Here is a 19,442-nt window from a genome sequence, read left to right as displayed (position 1 = left end):
TCGCCCGGCGCTCAGTACTCTTACGCGCATGTACGGATACGGCCAGCCCATGGACGGGGGTGCTGCCCAGCAGCAGTACGCCTCGTCGCAGCAGCAGATGCCGGGTGGTGTCGGCGGGTACGGGCAGCAGCCGCCGCTGTACCCCGAGCCGTCGCCGCCCTCGCTCGCGGACGCGGTGCGCGCCTTCACGACCGGGCAGATGTCCGCCGAGGACTTCCAGCAGACCTTCGCCACGTCGAAGGTGTACTGCCCGCGCGGCGACACCCCCGGCTTCCTGGCGCTGCACAACACCCAGCAGCCGGTGATCCCGATGTTCACCTCGCTGAAGGAGCTGCGCCGGTACGCCGGCAAGGAGTCCAAGTACTTCGTCATCACCGGCGCCGAGGTGATCGACCTGCTCCCGACCGGCTACGGCTTCGTCCTGGACATGGAGGGCGAGCACCGGATGGTCTTCGACGCGAAGGCCGTCGAGCAGATGGTCGACTTCGCGATGCGCCGCATGTACGGCTAGACGCCACTGCCGCGCGGACGACGGTCGACCCGTGCGCCCGCGCACCGGGAGCCCGGAGGGAATGTCCTCCGGGCTTTCTCTGTTCTGGGTGGCAAGAAGTTCAACGCTCAACTAAAGTGGGCGTACCAAGGAGGTACCCACCATGCCTGCAATCGACGGCGTCTTCGACCACCATGACAGCAACGGTGGCGGCGGCACCATCACCAACGGCGACACCCAGTGGATGACGGCGGGCTCGGGCCTGCTGCACATCGAGGCCCCGCCGGAGTCCCTCGTCGTGTCCGGCGGCCTCTTCCACGGGCTCCAGCTGTGGGTGAACCTCCCCGCCAAGGACAAGATGATGGCCCCGCGCTACCAGGACATCCGCGGCGGCAACGTCCAGCTGCTCACGACCCCCGACGGCGGCGCGCTGCTGCGTGTCATCGCCGGCGAGCTGGACGGCCACCAGGGCCCCGGCATCACCCACACCCCGATCACGATGATCCACGCGACCGTCGCCCCGGGTGCGGAGATCACCCTGCCGTGGCGCGAGGACTTCAACGGTCTGGCGTACGTCCTCGCGGGCCGCGGCAGCGTCGGTGCGGAGCGCCGCCCGATCCACCTGGGCCAGACGGCCGTCTTCGGCGCCGGCTCCTCGCTCACCGTCCGCGCGGACGAGAAGCAGGACTCGCACACCCCGGACCTGGAGGTCGTCCTCCTCGGCGGACAGCCCATCCGGGAGCCGATGGCGCACTACGGCCCGTTCGTCATGAACACCAAGGACGAGCTGATGCAGGCCTTCGAGGACTTCCAGAAGGGCCGGCTCGGCAGCATCCCGGCGGTCCACGGGATGACCGAGGGCGGCATCTGACCGCTCCCCGGCGAAGGCGGCGGCCCGCGGACGACCCGCCGGGCGCCGCCGGCTCCCCCTGACGACCCCGGCCGCACACCGGCCGGGGCCGGCGTCTTCTCACCCGCCCGGACCCGTGTCACAGGACAGTTCCGGTGCCCCGTGATCGGCTGGACGCGTGCAGTTCCTCCCTGTCGCCGTCCGCCGGTTCGCCGCCTGGTGTGTCGTGCTGCTGCTCGCCGCCGGGGTCGGATGGGTCGGGGTGCGGCTGTGCGCGGAGTTCCGCACGGCCGTCACACCGGTGCTGCTCGCCCTGCTCGGGACCGCGCTGCTCGGGCCGCTGTACCGGCAACTGGTGCGGGCGGGGGTGCAGGCCTCCGTGGCGGCCGGGCTCACCTGCGTTGCCGTCGTGGCCGTCGTCGGCGGTGCCGTGTACATCGTCGTCGCCGCGCTCGTCGACACCGGCGCGGAGATCCTCGCCTCGCTGCGGCACGCGGCCAAGGGCGTCGCACGGCACTTCGGCGCCGCCGGGACGAGTCTGGACGACCTCGCCGCCAACGCCCGGCAACTGCTGGGCAAGTTCGGCAGCACCGCCGCGTCCAACGTCATCAGCGGCGTCAGCGTCGTCGCCGAGTCCATCGCCATGGCCGTGCTCGCCCTGCTGCTCGTCTTCTTCTTCCTGCGCGACTCCCACCGCGCCATGGCCGGCCTGCGCTCGCTCGCGCCCGGCGGCAGCGCCGAGCTCCTGGAGGCCATCGCCCGGCGGTCCTTCGCCGCGGTGGAGGGCTTCATGCGCGGCACGACCTTCATCGCGCTCATCGACGCCCTGTGCATCACCGTCGGCCTGCTGATCCTGCGCGTACCCGGTGCGATCGGGCTCGGCGCGCTCGTCTTCGTCGGCGCCTACATCCCCTATCTCGGCGCCTTCCTCTCCGGCGCGGTGGCCGTGCTGGTCGCCCTCGCCGACCGGGGCTTCGTCATCGCGCTGTGGGTGCTCGGGGTGGTGCTGGCGGTGCAGGTGCTGGAGGGGCATGTGCTGCAACCGGTGATCCAGAGCCGGACCGTGCAGATGCACCCGGCCGTGGTGATGGTGACGATCACCGCGGGCGCCTCCGTCGCGGGCGTCCTCGGCATGCTCCTCGCCGTCCCGCTGACCGCGGCGGCCTTCGGGGCCGTCCAGGAGCTGCGGGGGCGTCAGGCCACCTCCTCCGACGCGCCGGCCCCGGAGCCCCCCGGTTCGTAGAGCTCGAACCAGATGCTCTTGCCCTCGCCCCGCGGGTCCACCCCCCAGCCGTCCGCGAGGAGTTCGATCAGCATCAGACCGCGCCCGGAGGAGGCCAGTTCACCGGGGCGGCGCTTGTGCGGGAGGTCGTCGCCGGTGTCGAAGACCTCCACCCGCAGCCGCCGCCCGGTGCCCTCGCCCATGACCTCCGCGAGCAGCAGCGCGTCGGCGTCCGTGTGCACCAGCACGTTGGTGACCATCTCCGAGACCAGCAGCACCGCCGAGTCCACCTGCTCGGCCGACGCCCAGTCGTGCAGCAGTCCGCGCAGGTGCTGGCGGGCCTCGGCGATCCGTTCCGGCTCGTCCTGCGCCACCGACAGCAGCGTGCGCCGCACCGCCGGCCGTACCGCGACGGTGCCGCCGCGCTCGCGGCCCTCCCCCGGCCGGCACAGCAGCAACAGCGCGATGTCGTCCTCGCGGCGGTCGGCCAGCGGGCCGGTGGTGTGGTGCGAGGACGGCCCGTGCACCCCCTGCACCAGCGCGTCGGCCAGCGACTCCAGGTCGCCCTCGTGGTCCTCCAGGATCGCCCGCAGCCGGCGCCAGCCGCTCTCCATGTCGTGCCCGCCGGTCTCGATCAGGCCGTCGGTGCACAGCATCAGCGTCTCGCCGGGTTCGAGCGTGAACCGGGTCGTCGGGTAGTCGGCATCCGGGTCGAGGCCCAGCGGCAGCCCGCCCGCCGTCGGCCGCGTCATCACCGTGCCGTCCGTCATCCGGATCACCGGGTCGGGGTGCCCGGCGCGGGCGATCTCCAGCCGGCCGGTCGGCGGGTCGGCCTCCACGTACAGGCAGGTCGCGAAGCGGAGGTCGGCCAGCGCGTCCTCCCCGGCGTCCTGGGTGAGGCCGTGCAGGAAGCGGGAGGCGCGGGTGAGGACCGCGTCCGGGCGGTGCCCCTCGGAGGCGTAGGCGCGCAGCGCGATCCTCAGCTGGCCCATCAGGCCGGCCGCGCGCACGTCATGGCCCTGGACGTCCCCGATGACCAGCGCGAAGCGGCCGGAGGGCAGCGGGATCATGTCGTACCAGTCGCCGCCGACCTGGAGTCCGCCGCCGGTCGGGATGTACCGGGCGGCCACCCGCATCCCGGGGACCTCGGGGCCGAGCGACGGCAGCATGGAGCGCTGGAGGCCCTCCGTCAGCTCCCGCGCGGACTCGGCGGCACCGGCCCGGGACAGCGCCTGGGCCAGCATCCGGGCGACCGTCGTCAGGACCGCGCGCTCGTCCGGGGTGAACGCCACCGGATAGGTGAAGGCGGCCATCCAGGCGCCCATCGTGCGCCCGCCCGCCGTCAGGGGCAGGAACGCCCAGGAGCGGCGCCCGAAGTACCGGGCGAGCGGCCAGGTCGCCGGGTAGCGGTCCCGGTACTCCTCGGGCGAGGACAGGTACACCGCGCGGCCCGTGCGGACGACCTCGGCCGCCGGATAGTCGGTGGCCAGCGGCATGTTCGAGAAGGGGCCCATGTCGGCGGGGGTGTGCCCGTGCTGCCCGGTGATCGTCAGCCGGTCGCCCTCGACGCCGAACACCACGAGCCCGTCCGGCGAGAACCCCGGCATCGACAGGGCGCCCGCGACCCGCAGCACCTCCGCCGTGGACCGGGCCTCCGCCAGCGCCCGGCCCGCGTCCAGCAGGAACGCCTCCCGGGAGCGCCGCCAGTCCCCGGTGACCGCGCTGCGGCCGGCCGCCGTGCCCGGGGTCGGCTCGGTCACCTCCTGGAGGGTGCCGATCAGCTCGTACGTGTGCCGCTCGGGGTCGAAGGACGGCTTCGACCGGCTGCGGACGACCCGCAGGATGTTGCCGTCCCCGTCCATGATCCGGATGCGCACCTCGGCGAGGGTGCCCTCGGCGACGGCCAGCCGCACCACGCCGGTGATCTCGTTCCAGTCGACCGGATGGAAGTGGGCCCGGGTCTGCGCCTCCGTGAGGGTGGCCGGCTCCGCGGGCAGGCCGAGCAGCCGCGCCGCCTCCGCGTCGACGGTGACCAGCCCGGTGTCCGTGTCCCAGTGCCAGAGCCCGGTCGCGAGGGCGGCGAGGACGTCCTCCACGGACGGCAGCGGCTCACCTGTGCGCATTGCCCCACTTTATGGAGAGGTGTACGAAGCCTGCCACCGTAGGCGGGCGAGCGGTACGGGCGGTAACGGTGGGAGCCGATCTTGGGGTGCCCGGTACCCTTGGGATGGCCTAGGCCGTACCCGCCTGGCGACACCCGATCCGCAAAGACTGGATGAACGACGATGCATCGGTACAGGTCCCACACCTGCGGCCAGCTCCGCGCCTCTGACGTCGGCACCGACGTCCGGCTGAGTGGCTGGCTGCACAATCGGCGCGACCTGGGCGGCATCCTCTTCATCGATCTCCGTGACCACTACGGCATCACGCAGCTGGTCGCGCGCCCGGGCACCCCGGCGTACGAGGCCCTGGACAAGATCTCCAAGGAGTCCTCGGTCCGTGTCGACGGCCGCGTTGTTTCACGTGGAACCGAGAACGTGAACCCCGACCTGCCCACCGGCGAGATCGAGGTCGAGGTCGCCGAGGTCGAGCTGCTCGGCGCGGCGCAGCCCCTGCCCTTCACCATCAACACCGAGGACGGGGTCAACGAGGAGCGGCGCCTGGAGTACCGCTTCCTGGACCTGCGCCGCGAGCGCATGCACCGCAACATCATGCTGCGCACCTCCGTGATCTCCGCGATCCGCCAGAAGATGGCGGCGATGGGCTTCAACGAGATGGCGACGCCGATCCTGTCCGCCACCTCCCCCGAGGGCGCCCGCGACTACGTGGTCCCCTCCCGTGTGCACCCGGGCAAGTTCTACGCGCTGCCGCAGGCCCCGCAGCAGTTCAAGCAGCTGCTGATGATCTCCGGCTTCGACCGCTACTTCCAGATCGCGCCCTGCTTCCGCGACGAGGACGCCCGCGCCGACCGCTCGCCCGGCGAGTTCTACCAGCTCGACGTGGAGATGAGCTTCGTCGAGCAGGAGGACGTCTTCCAGCCGATCGAGAAGCTCATGACGGAGCTGTTCGAGGAGTTCGGAGGCGGCCGTCACGTCACCTCTCCGTTCCCGCGCATCCCGTTCCGCGAGGCGATGCTGAAGTACGGCTCGGACAAGCCGGACCTGCGCGCCAAGCTGGAGCTGGTCGACATCACCGATGTCTTCGAGGGCTCGGAGTTCAAGGCCTTCGCGGGCAAGCACGTGCGCGCGCTGCCGGTGCCGGACGTCTCCGCGCAGCCCCGCAAGTTCTTCGACCAGCTCGGCGAGTACGCCGTCGAGCAGGGCGCCAAGGGCCTGGCCTGGGTGCGCGTGGCCGAGGACGGCTCGCTCTCCGGCCCGATCGCGAAGTTCCTCACCGAGGCGAACGTCGCCGAGCTGACCAAGCGCCTCTCCCTGGCCCCCGGCCACGCCGTCTTCTTCGGCGCCGGCGAGTACGACGAGGTCTCGAAGATCATGGGCGCCGTCCGTGTGGAGGCGGCCAAGCGCGCCGGCCACTTCGAGGACGGCGTGTTCCGCTTCTGCTGGATCGTCGACTTCCCGATGTACGAGAAGGACGAGGAGACCGGCGGGATCGACTTCTCCCACAACCCCTTCTCGATGCCGCAGGGCGGCCTGGAAGCCCTCCAGACCCAGGACCCGCTGGACGTCCTGGGCTGGCAGTACGACATCGTCTGCAACGGCGTCGAGCTGTCCTCCGGCGCCATCCGGAACCACGACCCGGAGATCATGCTCAAGGCCTTCGAGATCGCGGGCTACGACCGGGAGACCGTCGAGGAGAAGTTCGCGGGCATGCTGCGCGCGTTCCGCTTCGGCGCCCCGCCGCACGGTGGCATCGCCCCGGGCGTGGACCGGATCGTCATGCTCCTCGCGGACGAGCCCAACATCCGCGAGACGATCGCCTTCCCGCTCAACGGCAACGCCCAGGACCTGATGATGGGCGCGCCGACCGAGCTGGACGAGTCCCGCCTGCGCGAGCTGCACCTGACCATCCGGAAGCCGCAGCCGAAGTAAGCAGCCGAGAAATCCCCGGCCGTGCGCGCCGATCCGTCCTGACTCGCTCTTGACGATCGGCGCGCACAGCCGTCTCCGGGCCCGGTGACAGCTTCCGTCCCTACGGTCCCGGCCCATGCAGACACCCCTGAAGCCGGCCGCAGCGGCCGTGAGCCGTCCCGCCCGTCCCGTCGTACGGTGATCATGGCGGGTGGTGCCACCGCCGTGGCCGTGGGCCTGGGCGGCGCCCTGGCCGTCGACGCGTCCGCGGACGACGACACCACCGCGGACCTCTGCTACACGCTGACCTCCGAGACCGTGGAGGGCCCCTACTACATCCCCGCCGACAAGATCCGGCAGGACGTCACCGAGGACCAGGACGGCATCCCGCTGACGCTCACGCTCAAGGTGATCGACGCGGAGACCTGCGAGCCGCTGCGGAACGCGGCCGTCGACATCTGGCACTGCAACGCGGTGGGCGTCTACTCCGGGTACGAGGCGTCGGGCAGCGGCGGTGGAGGCGGCGGCCCGGCGACCGGCACCCTGACGGCGACCCCGACCGGTACGCCCACGGGCGCGCCTCCGTCAGGCGGTCCCGGTGGTCCCGGCGGCGGTGGCCACCAGGAGCCCACCGACGACACCCGCTACCTGCGCGGCACCTGGCGCACCGACCAGCGCGGGCACGCCACCTTCCGGACGGTCGTCCCCGGCTGGTACCAGGGCCGCTGTGCGCACATCCACGTCAAGGTGCACGTCGACGGCACCTGGACGGACGCCGGGTACGAGGGCGGCCACGCCTGCCACACCGGGCAGCTCTTCTTCGCCGAGCAGGCGGTGCTGCTGACGCAGGAGGTGGAGCCGTACTCCACCAACACCACCACCCGCACCACGCTCGACGAGGACACCATCTACCCCGGCAACGGGCACGCGGGCGGCCTGCTGTACCTGTCGTACGACCGCAAGCGCATCGCCCGCGGTGTCCGGGCCCGGCTCATCCTGGGCGTGGCCCCGGACGAGACGCACGACGGCGGCTGATCCCGTTCACTCGCCCTGTTCGTCGGACTCGGTGTCCGGGGACGCGCCCTCCTCCAGCAGCCGCTCGGCGATGTCGTCGGACCAGTGCTGGGCCCAGGCGCGCAGGGCGGCGACGGCGGTCTCGTCCAGGCCGTGGCGGAGGAAGTCCCTGTCGGAGTAGAAGTCCGTGCCCGTCAGCCGGGACTGGAGGGTCGGCAGGTCGAACGGGTCATGGGCGTGTCGGCGCCCCAGTTCCTCCAGGGCGGGCAGGGGGAACCGGGCCGCCGCGGCCTGCGCGTCGATGAGGTCGACGGCGGCGCCCCGGTCGTACAGGGCGCGGATCTTCGTGCCGACGGCGTCCGCCAGGGAGAGCGCCGGGCCGTACCCGGTCAGTTCCGGCGGCTGCCAGAACGCCTCCTTGTGCAGTGCGAGCGCACACGGCTCGCCGGTCGGCGGGTCCGTGACCGTCAGCTGTGCGGTGCGCGCGGTGACCGCGCCGGTCCGCACCCGCCGCCCCCGCGCCTCCAGGGCCGCGCCGACGGCACCGGCGATGTGCTCGATGACCTCGGCGCTCTCGGTGGCGAAGTCCAGGTCGGCGTGCGGGCGGCGGAGCAGTCCGTGCGCCTGGAGGGCGTAGCCGCCGGCCAGGACCAGACCGTACGGGCCGCCCACGGCGACGACGTCCGCGAGGAGCCGGCGATGGGGTTCGGGGATGTCCACACCAAGATCTTTCCGGCTTCCGGCCGCTCATGCGCGACGAGCGGCAACTTTCCCCGCCGCGGCGGCCACTGCCCCGCCGCCGAAGCGCCGCCGGAGCGGCCGAAGGGTCCGGGAAGCGTGTGCTCCCCGGGCCCTTCCGCTCGTGCCACGGCTCAGGCGGCCGGCTTCTCCTCAAGGCGCGGGAAGAGGACCGCGCCCTTGGTGATCGTCGAACCCGCGGGCAGCTTGCCCCACTCGCCCGCGTCCTGGATCCGCTGCCCGGCCAGGGCGCCGAGGCCGGCCTCCGCGCCCAGGGAGTCCCAGAGCTTCTCGGAGGTCTCCGGCATGACCGGGTTCAGCAGCACGGCCACCGCGCGGAGGGCTTCCGCGGCCGTGTAGAGGATCGTCGCGAGGCGGGCCCTGCCCTGCTCGGACTCGTCCTTGGCCACCTTCCACGGCTCCTGCTCCGTGATGTAGCCGTTGACCTGCTTGACGAAGTCGAAGACGGCCAGGATGCCGCCCTGGAAGTCCAGCTCCTCGCCGATGCGGCGGTCCGCCTCGGCCACGGCCTTGGCCAGGCCGTCGTGGATCGCCTTCTCCGCCTCGCCGTCGGCGGCCGACTCCGGCAGCGTGCCGCCGAAGTACTTGCCGACCATGGCGGCCACGCGGGAGGCGAGGTTGCCGAAGTCGTTGGCCAGCTCGGAGGTGTACCGGGCGGAGAAGTCCTCCCAGGAGAAGGAGCCGTCCTGGCCGAAGGCGATGGCCCGCAGGAAGTACCAGCGGTAGGCGTCCACGCCGAAGTGCGAGGTGAGGTCCTGCGGCTTGATGCCGGTCAGGTTCGACTTCGACATCTTCTCGCCGCCGACCATCAGCCAGCCGTTGGCCGCGATCCTGCCGGGGAGCGGGAGACCCTGCGCCATCAGCATGGCGGGCCAGATCACCGCGTGGAAGCGGAGGATGTCCTTGCCGACCAGGTGGACGTCGGCGGGGAACGTGGCCTCGAACTTCTCCTGGTTCTCGTTGTAGCCGACCGCCGTGGCGTAGTTCAGCAGCGCGTCGACCCACACGTAGATCACGTGCTTGTCGTCCCAGGGGATCGGGATGCCCCAGTCGAAGGTCGAGCGGGAGATGGAGAGGTCCTGGAGGCCCTGGCGGACGAAGTTCACGACCTCGTTGCGCGCGGACTCGGGCTGGATGAAGCCCGGGTTGGCCTCGTAGTGGGCGAGGAGCTTGTCGGTGTACTCGCTCAGCTTGAAGAAGTAGTTCTCCTCGCTGAGGATCTCCACCGGCTTCTTGTGGATCGGGCACAGCTTCTGGCCCGCGTACTCGCCCTCGCCGTCGAGCAGTTCGCCGGGGAGCTTGTACTCCTCGCAGCCGACGCAGTACGGGCCCTCGTAGCCGCCCTTGTAGATCTCGCCCTTGTCGTACAGGTCCTGGACGAATTCCTGGACGCGGTCGGTGTGCCGCTTCTGCGTGGTGCGGATGAAGTCGTCGTTCGCGATCTCCAGGTGCTCCCAGAGAGGCTTCCAGGCCTCGGTGACGAGCTTGTCCGCCCACTGCTGGGGCGTCACCCCGTTCGCCTCGGCCGTGCGCATGATCTTCTGACCGTGCTCGTCCGTGCCGGTGAGGTACCACACCTTCTCGCCGCGCTGACGGTGCCAGCGGGTGAGCACGTCGCCTGCGACGGTCGTGTAGGCGTGGCCCAGGTGAGGAGCGTCGTTGACGTAGTAGATGGGGGTGGAGACGTAGTACGCCTTGCCACCCTGCTTCTCGGATCCAGTGGCCGCCATAAGTCGAAATCCTACTGGCCCGCCGGAGATCGACTCACATGCGTTTCGGGGGGTGGACGGGTGTCCACCCCCCGGTGGGGCTCACGGGCGCCAGGTGGCCAGTACGCCCTCGTAGAGCTCCGTGTCGGTGAGCTCGCGCGGGGTCGGGCCCGCGTGGAAGAAGGACGTGTTGCCGGTCTTCAGCTTGCGGAGGTAGTCGAAGGCCTTGTTGTCGTGGTCGCCGAAGGCGACGAAGGAGAAGAAGAGGGCGGGGTGCCGGGTGGCGGCCTCGGTGAGCGACTGGGTGGCGGGGGTCTTGGCGTCCGGGGCGCCGTCGGTCTGGAACACGACCAGGGCGGGGGTGCCGGGGGCGGCGTTCTCCTCGTAGTGCGTGACGACCGCCTCTACGGCGGCGTGGTAGCTGGTACGGCCCATGCGGCCGAGGCCGGCGTGGACGTCGTCGATCTTCGTCTCGTGGTCCGGGGCGAGGGTGAGGTCGGCGGTGCCGTCGACCTCCGTGGAGAAGAAGACGACGTGGACCGTGGCCTCGGGGTCGAGGTGGGCGGCGAGGGCGAGGGTCTGGTCGGCGAGGGCCTGGGCGGAGCCGTCCTTGTAGTACGGCCGCATGCTCGCGGAGCGGTCGAGGACGAGGTAGACCTTGGCGCGGGTGCCCGTGAGGTCGGTCTTCTTGAGGGTGGCCGTGGCGGCCTTGTAGGCGGTGGTGAGGGACGGGGTGCGGGTCCGTACCCGGGTGAGCGGGACGGCCGGCTGGGGCTTGGGCTCCGCCTCGGCATCAGCGGGTACCTGCGGTGCGGGTGCGGGTGCGGGTGCCGGGTCCGGGTCCGCCTCGGCTTCGTGGGTTGCCTGCGGTGCCGGGTCCGGGTCCGCCTCGGCTTCGCCTTCGGCGTCCGGGTTCCCACCCGCACCACCCGTGCGGCTTTCGTCGTCGGCTGCGGGTGGCCCCTGGGGGGCGTCCTCGCCGTCGGCGGCCTGCGGGGCGGTGGTCGCCTCGGCGGCTACGGCCGCTTCGTCGGCCTCCGCTTCCGCGTTCGCCTCCGCCGGAACCGGAACCTCCACCTCTGCCTCCGGCTCGGTCGCCGGTTCCGCCGGAGCTGCAACCTCTGCTTCCGCCTCCGGCTCGGTCGCCGGTTTCGCTTCCGCCTCCGGTTCGGTTGTCTCCGTGCCGACCGCCGACTCGGGCTCGGGCTCCTCGGTCGTCTGCTCGGCCTTCGGCTCGGGCTCCTCGGCCGCCGACTCGGGCTCGGGCTCGGGCTCCTCGGTCGTCTGCTCGGCCTTCGGCTCGGGCTCCTCGGCCGCCGACTCGGGCTCGGGCTCGGGCTCCTCGGTCGTCTGCTCGGCCTTCGGCTCGGGCTCCGTTGGAACCGTCGGTGCGGTCTGCTCGTCCGCCTCGGCCGGGGGCTGCTGGTCGGGCTTGTCCCCGGGCTCGTCCTGGATTTCGGCGGTGGCTGCCGCCGGAGGCTCCTGCTCGGGCTCCGTCGGAACCGTCGGCGCGGTCTGCTCCTCCGCCTCGGCCGGGGGCTTGTCCTCGGGGTGGGCGGGGGTGGGCGCTTCGCTCTGCTCCTCCTCGGCCGTCACCGGGTCCGTCTCCTCGGTCCTGGCCGGAGTCGGGGCGGTCTTCACCTTGTCGAAAGCCGCTGCCACCAATTCGTGTTCCTCGGCCGCCGTCACCGGTGCGTGTTCCTCGGTGGGGGTGCGGCGGGGTTCCGGGACCGAGGGGGAGTGCGCGGGGGTCTCGGTCGCACCCTCCGGCTCGGTGGCTCGTGCTTTGCGTGAGCGGCCGAACGCGTTCCGCAGGAGAGTGAGAATGCCCATGTGCGCAACCCTTCGTGAGGTGTAGCCGTCAATCCCTGGCCAGGACGGACACGTAAGGTTAGCGGCCCCGGATTACGGGGGCGGTCAGCGCGGGGACGCGATCGAGCGGGCCGCCGCGACCTCCTGCCGCAGGGGTTCCAGGACGCTGCCCGCCGGGCCGGTCAGGTCGGTGCGGACGGCGATGAGGGTCTCCGCGTTCCGTACGCCCTCCGACAGTTCCCGCAGTTGCAGGGTGACCTGGGTGATCTCGGCCGTGGAGGGCGCCGCCGCCCCGTGGCGGACACGTACGCGGGCGGCCGTCGTGGCGTCCACGATCCGTTCCACGGCGACGACCAGCGGCCACCACGCGGCGGCGCGCCGGCCGGTCGGCGGCGGTTCGGTCAGGGCCCGCTGGAACTCCGTCCGGATGACGGACAGGTCGCGGTAGAGGCGGCGGCGCATGCGGGCCCGGGCGGGCGGGTCGGCGTGCGGGCCGAAGGCGGCCTCGACGTACGCCGCCGTGTCGGCCACCGCGTCGGCGAGGCGGTCGCCGACCCGGGTGTGCCAGCTCTCGGGCCACAGGAGGTAGCCGGCGGTCAGGGCGATGGCGCAGCCCAGGAGGGAGTCGGCCAGCCGGGGCATCAGCAGGGCCGTGCCCTGGTGGTTGAGGACGTCGGACAGGATGAGGATCACCGGGGTGATGGCGGCGGTCTGGTAGCCGTAGCCCCGGGGGGTGAGGACCGGGATGAGGGGGGCCAGGAGGAAGAGGACGGGGACGTCCCACCAGCCGAGCGGGACCTCGGCCAGCACCACCGCCGCGATCAGCAGACCGGCCACCGTGCCGAGCGCGCGCAGCAGCGCGCGGGAGAAGACCGAGCCGAAGTCGGGCTTGAGGACGAAGGTGATGGTCAGGGCGACCCAGTAGGAGCGCGGGACGGGGATCAGGGAGACCAGGGCCTGTGCGATGCCGATGCAGACGGCGAGCCGTACGCCGTAGCGCCAGGAGTTGGCGGACAGCACGACGTTGCGGGCCGCGCGGGCGGTGCGGATGCCGAGGGCGGCCGGCCGGCCCAGGCGGTCGTCGATGCCCCGGGGGTCCACGTCGGGGGCGGTGACGACCTCGGCGGTGTGGCGCACGGCGTGGTCCACCGCCCGGGCCGTCTCCGTGGTGGGGACGGGCAGGTGCAGGGGCGGGAGGGTGTTCGACCCGGTGGCGACGGCGTCGGCCAGGTGGTGGAAGGCTGCCGGGATCTCCGGGGGGAGCGGGCGGGCCGCCAGGTGGGCCGCGGGGGCCGCCTCCATCACGGGGGTGATCGCGTTCAGCTGGGCGAGGAGCCGGGTGAGGTCCGGGCTGCGGCCGTGCTGGCGGGCGCGCCGGGCAAGGATCAGGTCGTACGACTGGTTCAGCGAGTGGGTGACGGTGCGGCGGGCCTCCTCGTACTCCTCGGTGCGGTCGGTGCCGGCGGTGGTGAGGAGGGTGGCGACCGTGCGGTAGGTGGCCGCGACCGCGGCCCGTTCGGGCACGCCCGCGCGCAGCGGCCAGGCCAGCAGCCCGAGGAGGAGGACGAGGAGGCCGCCGCCGGTCAGCAGGGCCGGGGCGAGCCACCAGGGGGAGGGGAGCGGGAGCCCCGCGCCCACCACGCAGTTCAGCAGCAGGAGCAGGCCGGAGACCGAGGCGACCGCGCCGATCGTGGAGATCATGCCGGAGACCAGGGCGACGCCGGTGACCGCGGCCACCGCGTACCAGCCGTGCCCGTACACCAGGGTGCCCAGGGCCACGCCGACCGCGCCGAAGAACTGCGGTACGGCGATGTTGAGGACGCGCATGCGGTAGGCGTCGGCGGTGTCGCCGATGACGCCGGACAGGGCGCCCATGGAGGCGAGGGCGCCGTAGGCCGGGCGGCCGGCGGCGAGGCCGAGGGCCAGCGGGAGGGCCATCGCGAGGGCGGCGCGGGCCACGGCGGCCCCGTTGACGGGGGCCTGCTGGGGCTTGAGGTTCCGGACCAGCCAGTCGGGAGGGGTGAGGCTGATGGGGAACTCTCGCGACATGCGCCCATTATCACCGGGTTGATCCATCCGGGTCAGGCCCGAGCGTGCAGAGTCCGGTTCCGTCAGCGCACGGCTTGGTCCCGCCGGTGCAGGGTGAGGTCCACGACGAGGGCGCGGTGGTCGGTGCCGGACACGCGCAGGAAGCGGGCGCCGGTGGCGGTGAAGTCCCGGGACACCAGCACGTGGTCGATCTGGGCGCCGATGACCGAGGCGGTGCGGGACGGCCAGGTCGGGGTGCGGTCGTGGCCGGCGAGGCGGGCCGCGTCGGTGAGGCCGGTGTCGAGGACGTGCCGGAGGGCCGCGTGGTCCTGGGAGGCGTTGAAGTCCCCGGCGAGGACCACGGGGCCGTCGTCGTGGGCGGCGGCGAAGGCGCGGAGCCGGGCGAGTTCGCGGCGCCACGGGCCCACCTGGTCCGGCAGCGGGGGCACGGTGTGGACGAGCTGGAGGCGTACGGCGTGCCCGCGCACGTCGGCCACGGCGCCGGGCATGCCCAGCGTGCCGCGGACGCCCGCGGCGGGTCCGAGCGGGAAGCGGCTCAGGATGAGGGAGCCCTTGGAGCCGTCCTCCTCGACGGCCCGGCGGTGCGGGTAGACGCGCGCGAAGTCCCCTTCCAGGGTGGCCCGGCAGCCGGAGGTGCACTCCTGGACGAAGGCCACGTCCGGCCGCCGGTCGCGCAGGACCGGGACCAGGGCGGGCGTGCCGCGGCCGAACTCGACGTTGGCGGTGAGCACGCGGAGCCGGGCGAGGGGCGGCCCGCCGGGCTCGGCGGTCTTGCCGTACGGCTCCAGGTACCAGGCGAGCAGGCCGAGGACGGCGACCCCCCAGACCAGGCCCGGCCACCAGCGGGCGAGCAGCGCGCACAGCAGCGCGAAGCCGGCCGGTGCGAGCAGCCAGGGCAGGAAGGCGAGCAGCTGGGGTACGGGGGTGATGCCGTCGGTGTCGGCGACCCGGCAGCCGACGACCACGCTCACCCCGGCGAGCAGCAGCCCGGCGCACCAGGCGCCGAGCCCGCGTCCGGAGCGCTGGGTCACGCGAGCGAGCCTACGTTTCGGCCGTCCAGCCGCGCCAGGAATTCCGCCAGTGCGCGGTTGAACTCCTCGGGGCGTTCCAGGTTCGGCAGATGGGCGGCGCCCTCGACGACGTGCAGGACGGAGTCGGGGAGGGTCGCGTGCATCGCCTCGGCGCCGGCGACCGGGGTGTAGGTGTCGTCGGCGCCGACCAGGACGAGGGCGGGCACGGGCAGCGTCGCCAACAGGGCCCGGTAGTCGGGGCGTTCGGCCCGGCCGCGCAGCGCTGCGGCGGCGCCCCGCGGGGAGGTGGCCGTCATCATGCGGTGCACATGGGCCTTGACCCCGGGGTCGGCGTAGGGGGCGACCATCTTCTCCAGCACCTCGTCGGCGTAGCCGCGCATGCCCTTGGCGAGCAGCCGGTCGGCCATGGCCTCGCGGCCCCGCCGGCCCTCGGGGGTCTCGGCCTCGGGGAAGGTGTCGGCGAGGACGAGGCCCCGGATCCGGTCGCCGGAGCGGGCGGCGCACTCCATGGCGATCTGGCCGCCCATGGACAGGCCGGCGAGGACGAAGGCGTCCACGCCCAGGTGGTCCAGGAGGTCCGCGATGTCCTGGGCGTGGCGGGCGAGCGGGACCTTGCCGGGGGTCACGGGGGAGGCGCCGTAGCCGCGCAGGTCGGGGGCGATCACCCGGCGGGTCGCGGCGAACGCGGTGAGCTGCGGCTGCCACATCGTGCGGTCGAAGGGGTGGCCGTGGACGAGGACGAGGGGGACCCGGGAGGAGATTCCGGGGTCTTTGTCCTCGAATGCGAGGAAGGGGGGCATGGCGACGACCCTAGGGTGCCACCCTGGCTCGGTGCAATAAGATCTTTGCCCTCGGTGCAATCCAACCGGTCCGGGAACAGGGGGAGTTGTGGACGACTACCGGCGCATCGCCGACCTGATCGCCGCCGACATCACCGGCGGGCGGCTGCGGCCCGGCCAACGGCTGCCGCCCCAGCGGGTGTTCGCCCGCCGCCGTGGCATCGCGCCGTCGACGGCCGGGCGGGTGTACGCCGAACTCGTGCGCCGGGGGCTGGTGGTGGGCGAGGTCGGGCGCGGCACGTTCGTGCGGGCGACCGCGCCGGACGGGCAGCCGGGGACCGCCCTGACCGAGGCGGCCGGCGCCCCGCTCGTCAACCTGGAGCTGAACTACCCCTCGGTGCCGGGCCAGGCCGAGCTGCTGGCCCCGGCCCTGACGTCGCTGCTGCGGCCGGACGCGCTCGGCCAGGCGCTGCGGCCGGCCCCGGCGGCGGGCACCCCGGCGGCCCGGGAGGCGGTCGCCGCCCTGCTCGCCGGGAGCGGGCTGCGGGCCGGGCCGGAGCGGATCCTGTTCACCGGCAACGCCCGCCAGGCCATCGCCGCCACCCTCGCCGCGCTGGTCCGGCCCGGCGGCCGGGTCGGGGTGGAGCCGTTGACGTATCCGCTGGTCAAGGAGATCGCGGCGCGCCTCGGGCTGCTCCTCGTGCCGCTCGCCGCGGACGCGGAGGGGCCGCTGCCGGAGGCGGTGGCCGCCGCCCACCGCGGCGCTCCGCTGTCCGCGCTCTACCTCCAGCCGGCCCTGCACAACCCGACCTCGCGCACGATCGGCGCCGGGCGGCTGCGGGAGCTGGCCGACTGTGTCCACAGGCTGGGGACACCGGTGGTGGAGGACCGGATCTGGGCCTTCCTGGACACCGGCGGCACGCCCCCGCTCGCCGCGCTCGCGCCCGGCCTGGTCCACCTCGTCGACAGCCTGTCCAAGCGGGTCGCCCCCGGACTCACCGTCGGCTTCGCCGTCGTGCCGGAGGACCGCGTGGAGGCGGTGGCGCGGGCCGTCCGCTCCGGCGGGTGGAGCGCGGGGTCCTTCGCGCTGGAGGCGGCCGTGCGCTGGCTCGGCGACGGCACCGTGGACCGGCTGGTGGCCGCCAAACGGCAGGACGCGCGACGCCGGCAGCGGCTGGTCGCCGAGAAACTGGCCGGGTTCGGCGTACGGTCCGACCCGGCCGCCTACTTCGCCTGGTGGGAACTGCCCGCGCCCTGGCGGGCGGACACCTTCACGGCCGCGGCACGGTCACACGGCATCGCCGTCACCCCGGGTACGGCCTTCTGCGTCGACCCGAGCCGGACACCGGACGCGGTCAGACTCGGACTCGGGTCGGTGTCGGAGGGCCGCCTGGGACGGGCACTGGAGACGCTCGCGGTCGTGGCGCGGGGTGGGGCAGCCGGACGGTGAGGGCGGGTCGGCGGTGGCCTGGGGGTTGTGCGTGGGGGGCCGGTCAGTGGCCTGGCTCTTGTACGTGGGGGTGCTGGGCAGGCCGGGGGCCCCGGGCGGGCGCCGGTTGGGCTCGGGCTCGGGTCGGTGGGGCGGTCGGGACGGGCACTGGAGACGCTCGCCGTCGTGGCGCGGGGTGGGGCAGCCGGACGGTGAGGGCGGGTCGGCGGTGGCCTGGGGGTGGTGCGGGTGTGCCGGTCAGTGGCCTGGCTGTTGGGTGTGGGGTGCTGGGCAGGCCGGGGGGGCCGGGGCGGGCGCCGGTTGGGGTCGGGGTCGGGCTCGGGGCGGTCGGGGCGGGCGTCGGCGAGGGGCGTCGTCGTGGCGCGGGGTGGGGCAGCCGGACGGTGAGGGCGGGACGGCGGTGGCCTGGGGGTTGTGCGTGGGGGGTCGGGCAGGCGGGGGCCTGTTCCGGTGCGGTCAGGCTTTGGCTCGGGTCGGTGTCGGAGGGGTGGTCGGGGACGCCCGGCGGCGTCGCGTGCGGCGGGACAGGCGGAGGCGGCGGGTGAGCCGGACGGCGAGGGCGACCGCGAGGCCGAGGCCCATCAGCAGCCAGGCGGTCGTGCGCAGGGTGCCGGTCAGGGCGTCGTAGACGGCGCCCGCCGCCGGGTGGGGCACACCGGCGGGCAGGTCGGCCAGGGTCAGACCGCGGCCGACGGCCAGGGCGACGGCGAGCAGGGCGCCGCCCAGCGCCGTGCCCAGGGCGGTCGCGATGACGGCCCTGCGCCGGTGGACGGCGAGCGCGATGCCGCCGACGGCGAAGACCACGGCCGCCACCGGCAGCCAGAAGCCGGCGACTTCGAGCACGTGGTACCCCTTCCGCAGCGTGGGCAGCCGCTCCGCCGGGAGCACGGGGACCTCGGTGTGCTCCACCGGGATGTGCGCGGCGAGCGGCACGTGATCACGGGTGAGCTGGCGTTTGACCTGTGCGGTGACGGGGGCCAGGTCGATGGTGACGGCACGCTCGTCCTCCCCGCGCAGGGCGCGCAGGACGGCGTCGTGGGTGAGCCGGTTGCCGGTGTCCCAGGCCAGCCGGAAGGCGCGGGTCTGGGTGAAGGAGCGCACCGCGTCGTGCACGAACGGCCGGACCGAGCCGCGTACCGGACGCACGTCCAGGTGCTCGTCCACCGCGCGCAGGATGCCGTCGCCGACCGTGTCCACGACGGCGTCCCGCACGGCCGGATGGGCGGCGAGCGGCGCCATCGTGGTGACGTACCGGCCCGTGTCGGCGAGCCCGTACGCCGCCCAGGCCGCCAGCGCGCCGAACGGCACGAGGAGGCAGGAGAGGGTGATCAGTACGGCCGACAGGGCGCTCCTGAGGCGTGTGGGCACGCTTCCAGGCAAGGACCACCGGAGCCGGTGCGCGAGCGGGAGGACTGCGTTCGGGCGCTCTCCGGTGGAGGGTTCACCCGAACGGGTGTTTCCTGGTGCTGGGGGGAACGAAGTGGCTGATGCGGGCCACTGGGGACACAGGGGAGTGCGTGGGCCTCGGCCGACCGGCCGGGGCCCCCGCGCACCCGCGTAGGGCCACGGAGTACTCCGCGGCTCCGGCGCCCGTCCCGGCGTCCCGGCGCCCGTCCCGGTGTCCTCAGCGGATCCGGCGTCCTCAGCGGATCCGGCGTCCGAACGCGTCCTCCCGCGTGTAGTAGTGGTAGAAGAACGCGGCGAAGGTGGCCGCCGACACCAGCAGGGATATCAGTACGGTCCGCAGCACGTCGCCGCCCTGGCTGGCGCTCTGGGTGGGGATGAAGCTGCCGCGCTGGTTGTAGAGGAAGCCGAACGCGCAGCCGACGAACGCCGTCCACAGCAGCGCGTGCACCTCCCGCGGCATCCGGGGGGTCAGGATCAGCAGGGTCGCGCACAGCACCGCGAACACCAGCGCGCTGACGAAGCCGAGCAGGAGGTTCCAGCCGGTGATCGGGCCGCCGAAGCGGTTGTTGGCCGCCACCCAGTAGCCGTAGCACAGCCCCAGCACGACCGGGACGACCAGCCGGCCGATCGCGTGGGTGCGCGCGTCGAAGACGCCGGGTGAACGCCGGACCACGTCGGACGACCGCCGCTCCGCCGCCGGCGTGTGGCCGGACCGGGACATTCCGCCGGACGCGGGTGCCGCTTGAGCCATGGGAGCACTCCTCTCTCCTCGCCCCCGTGTCCAGGGCACACCGGGGCGCACGGCCTGGCAACTCGGCCAGGAGGGTGACGGGTGCCCGGAT

The 19,442-nt window shown here is 73.3% G+C and carries 14 protein-coding genes and 1 pseudogene; 6 read left to right on the top strand and 9 right to left on the bottom strand.

From position 1 onward, the window contains the following. The first annotated feature begins 28 nt into the window (after window positions 1–28). The 3 genes and pseudogenes from IE294_RS19865 to IE294_RS19855 all read left to right on the top strand — a co-directional run bounded on the left by IE294_RS19865 (window position 29) and on the right by IE294_RS19855 (window position 2,583). Entirely contained in the window at window positions 29–511 is a 483-nt protein-coding gene (locus tag IE294_RS19865) for an SseB family protein (protein WP_189887943.1), read from the top strand. Window positions 512–662: 151 nt separating this feature from the next. Continuing rightward, a pseudogene (locus tag IE294_RS19860) lies at window positions 663–1,361 on the top strand (pirin family protein); the annotation flags it as partial. A gap of 157 nt (window positions 1,362–1,518) precedes the next feature. Beyond that, complete coding sequence (locus IE294_RS19855; RefSeq protein WP_189887940.1) at window positions 1,519–2,583, top strand: AI-2E family transporter; 1,065 nt, start codon at window positions 1,519–1,521, stop codon at window positions 2,581–2,583. Here the strand turns inward: IE294_RS19855 and IE294_RS19850 are convergent. Continuing rightward, window positions 2,535–4,685 carry a SpoIIE family protein phosphatase gene (locus IE294_RS19850; RefSeq protein WP_189887937.1) on the bottom strand — a complete coding sequence of 717 codons (2,151 nt, stop codon included), beginning with the start codon at window positions 4,683–4,685 and terminating at the stop codon, window positions 2,535–2,537. The genes IE294_RS19855 and IE294_RS19850 overlap by 49 nt on opposite strands. A gap of 162 nt (window positions 4,686–4,847) precedes the next feature. On the opposite strand from IE294_RS19850, the gene aspS reads away from it, so the two are divergent. Then, entirely contained in the window at window positions 4,848–6,611 is a 1,764-nt protein-coding gene (gene aspS / locus IE294_RS19845; RefSeq protein ID WP_014673860.1) for an aspartate--tRNA ligase, read from the top strand. A 183-nt stretch (window positions 6,612–6,794) separates the two neighbouring features. Then, on the top strand, window positions 6,795–7,625 hold the full coding sequence (locus IE294_RS19840; protein WP_189888258.1) for an intradiol ring-cleavage dioxygenase: 831 nt from the start codon (window positions 6,795–6,797) through the stop codon (window positions 7,623–7,625). Window positions 7,626–7,631: 6 nt separating this feature from the next. Here the strand turns inward: IE294_RS19840 and IE294_RS19835 are convergent, their stop codons facing one another. The 6 genes from IE294_RS19835 to IE294_RS19810 form a co-directional block, all read right to left on the bottom strand. Continuing rightward, a complete protein-coding gene (locus IE294_RS19835) occupies window positions 7,632–8,324 on the bottom strand; it encodes a nucleotidyl transferase AbiEii/AbiGii toxin family protein (RefSeq protein ID WP_189887934.1) in 693 nt (230 codons plus the stop codon). Window positions 8,325–8,476: 152 nt separating this feature from the next. Further along, window positions 8,477–10,093: a methionine--tRNA ligase gene (metG, locus tag IE294_RS19830; protein WP_189887930.1), complete on the bottom strand. Its 1,617-nt coding sequence runs from the start codon at window positions 10,091–10,093 to the stop codon at window positions 8,477–8,479. A gap of 81 nt (window positions 10,094–10,174) precedes the next feature. Then, window positions 10,175–11,905 carry a VWA domain-containing protein gene (locus IE294_RS19825; RefSeq protein WP_189887927.1) on the bottom strand — a complete coding sequence of 577 codons (1,731 nt, stop codon included), beginning with the start codon at window positions 11,903–11,905 and terminating at the stop codon, window positions 10,175–10,177. Between the two features lie 84 nt (window positions 11,906–11,989). Beyond that, complete coding sequence (locus tag IE294_RS19820) at window positions 11,990–13,933, bottom strand: FUSC family protein (RefSeq protein ID WP_189887924.1); 1,944 nt, start codon at window positions 13,931–13,933, stop codon at window positions 11,990–11,992. Window positions 13,934–13,995: 62 nt separating this feature from the next. Continuing rightward, on the bottom strand, window positions 13,996–14,964 hold the full coding sequence (locus IE294_RS19815; RefSeq protein WP_189887921.1) for an endonuclease/exonuclease/phosphatase family protein: 969 nt from the start codon (window positions 14,962–14,964) through the stop codon (window positions 13,996–13,998). After that, window positions 14,961–15,764, bottom strand: coding sequence for an alpha/beta fold hydrolase (locus IE294_RS19810; RefSeq protein WP_189887918.1), 804 nt, complete (start codon window positions 15,762–15,764; stop codon window positions 14,961–14,963). The genes IE294_RS19815 and IE294_RS19810 overlap by 4 nt, the downstream gene beginning before the upstream one ends. Window positions 15,765–15,852: 88 nt before the next feature. On the opposite strand from IE294_RS19810, the gene IE294_RS19805 reads away from it, so the two are divergent. Further along, window positions 15,853–17,193 (top strand): aminotransferase-like domain-containing protein, encoded by a 1,341-nt coding sequence (locus IE294_RS19805; protein ID WP_189887915.1) that lies wholly within the window; start codon window positions 15,853–15,855, stop codon window positions 17,191–17,193. A 456-nt stretch (window positions 17,194–17,649) separates the two neighbouring features. Here the strand turns inward: IE294_RS19805 and IE294_RS19795 are convergent, their stop codons facing one another. Together IE294_RS19795 and IE294_RS19790 are read right to left on the bottom strand one after the other, a co-directional pair. Then, window positions 17,650–18,561 (bottom strand): hypothetical protein, encoded by a 912-nt coding sequence (locus IE294_RS19795; protein ID WP_189887913.1) that lies wholly within the window; start codon window positions 18,559–18,561, stop codon window positions 17,650–17,652. A 274-nt stretch (window positions 18,562–18,835) separates the two neighbouring features. Beyond that, window positions 18,836–19,351: a hypothetical protein gene (locus IE294_RS19790; RefSeq protein WP_189887909.1), complete on the bottom strand. Its 516-nt coding sequence runs from the start codon at window positions 19,349–19,351 to the stop codon at window positions 18,836–18,838. Between the last annotated feature and the right edge of the window lie 91 nt (window positions 19,352–19,442).

It is taken from the genome of Streptomyces canarius (assembly GCF_014650735.1).
Taxonomy (GTDB): domain Bacteria; phylum Actinomycetota; class Actinomycetes; order Streptomycetales; family Streptomycetaceae; genus Streptomyces; species Streptomyces olivaceoviridis.
The sequence above is the reverse complement of the archived record's forward strand: the minus strand, read 5'-3'. Positions and strand labels throughout refer to the sequence as shown.

What these genes read in the sequence shown, in the direction of transcription:
- IE294_RS19865 (WP_189887943.1), top strand. Translation starts at nt 29, where the DNA reads ATGTACGGATACGGCCAGCCCATGGACGGGGGTGCTGCCCAGCAGCAG.
- IE294_RS19850 (WP_189887937.1), bottom strand. Translation starts at nt 4,685, where the DNA reads ATGCGCACAGGTGAGCCGCTGCCGTCCGTGGAGGACGTCCTCGCCGCC.
- aspS (WP_014673860.1), top strand. Translation starts at nt 4,848, where the DNA reads ATGCATCGGTACAGGTCCCACACCTGCGGCCAGCTCCGCGCCTCTGAC.
- IE294_RS19840 (WP_189888258.1), top strand. Translation starts at nt 6,795, where the DNA reads ATGGCGGGTGGTGCCACCGCCGTGGCCGTGGGCCTGGGCGGCGCCCTG.
- metG (WP_189887930.1), bottom strand. Translation starts at nt 10,093, where the DNA reads ATGGCGGCCACTGGATCCGAGAAGCAGGGTGGCAAGGCGTACTACGTC.
- IE294_RS19825 (WP_189887927.1), bottom strand. Translation starts at nt 11,905, where the DNA reads ATGGGCATTCTCACTCTCCTGCGGAACGCGTTCGGCCGCTCACGCAAA.
- IE294_RS19820 (WP_189887924.1), bottom strand. Translation starts at nt 13,933, where the DNA reads ATGTCGCGAGAGTTCCCCATCAGCCTCACCCCTCCCGACTGGCTGGTC.
- IE294_RS19810 (WP_189887918.1), bottom strand. Translation starts at nt 15,764, where the DNA reads ATGCCCCCCTTCCTCGCATTCGAGGACAAAGACCCCGGAATCTCCTCC.
- IE294_RS19790 (WP_189887909.1), bottom strand. Translation starts at nt 19,351, where the DNA reads ATGGCTCAAGCGGCACCCGCGTCCGGCGGAATGTCCCGGTCCGGCCAC.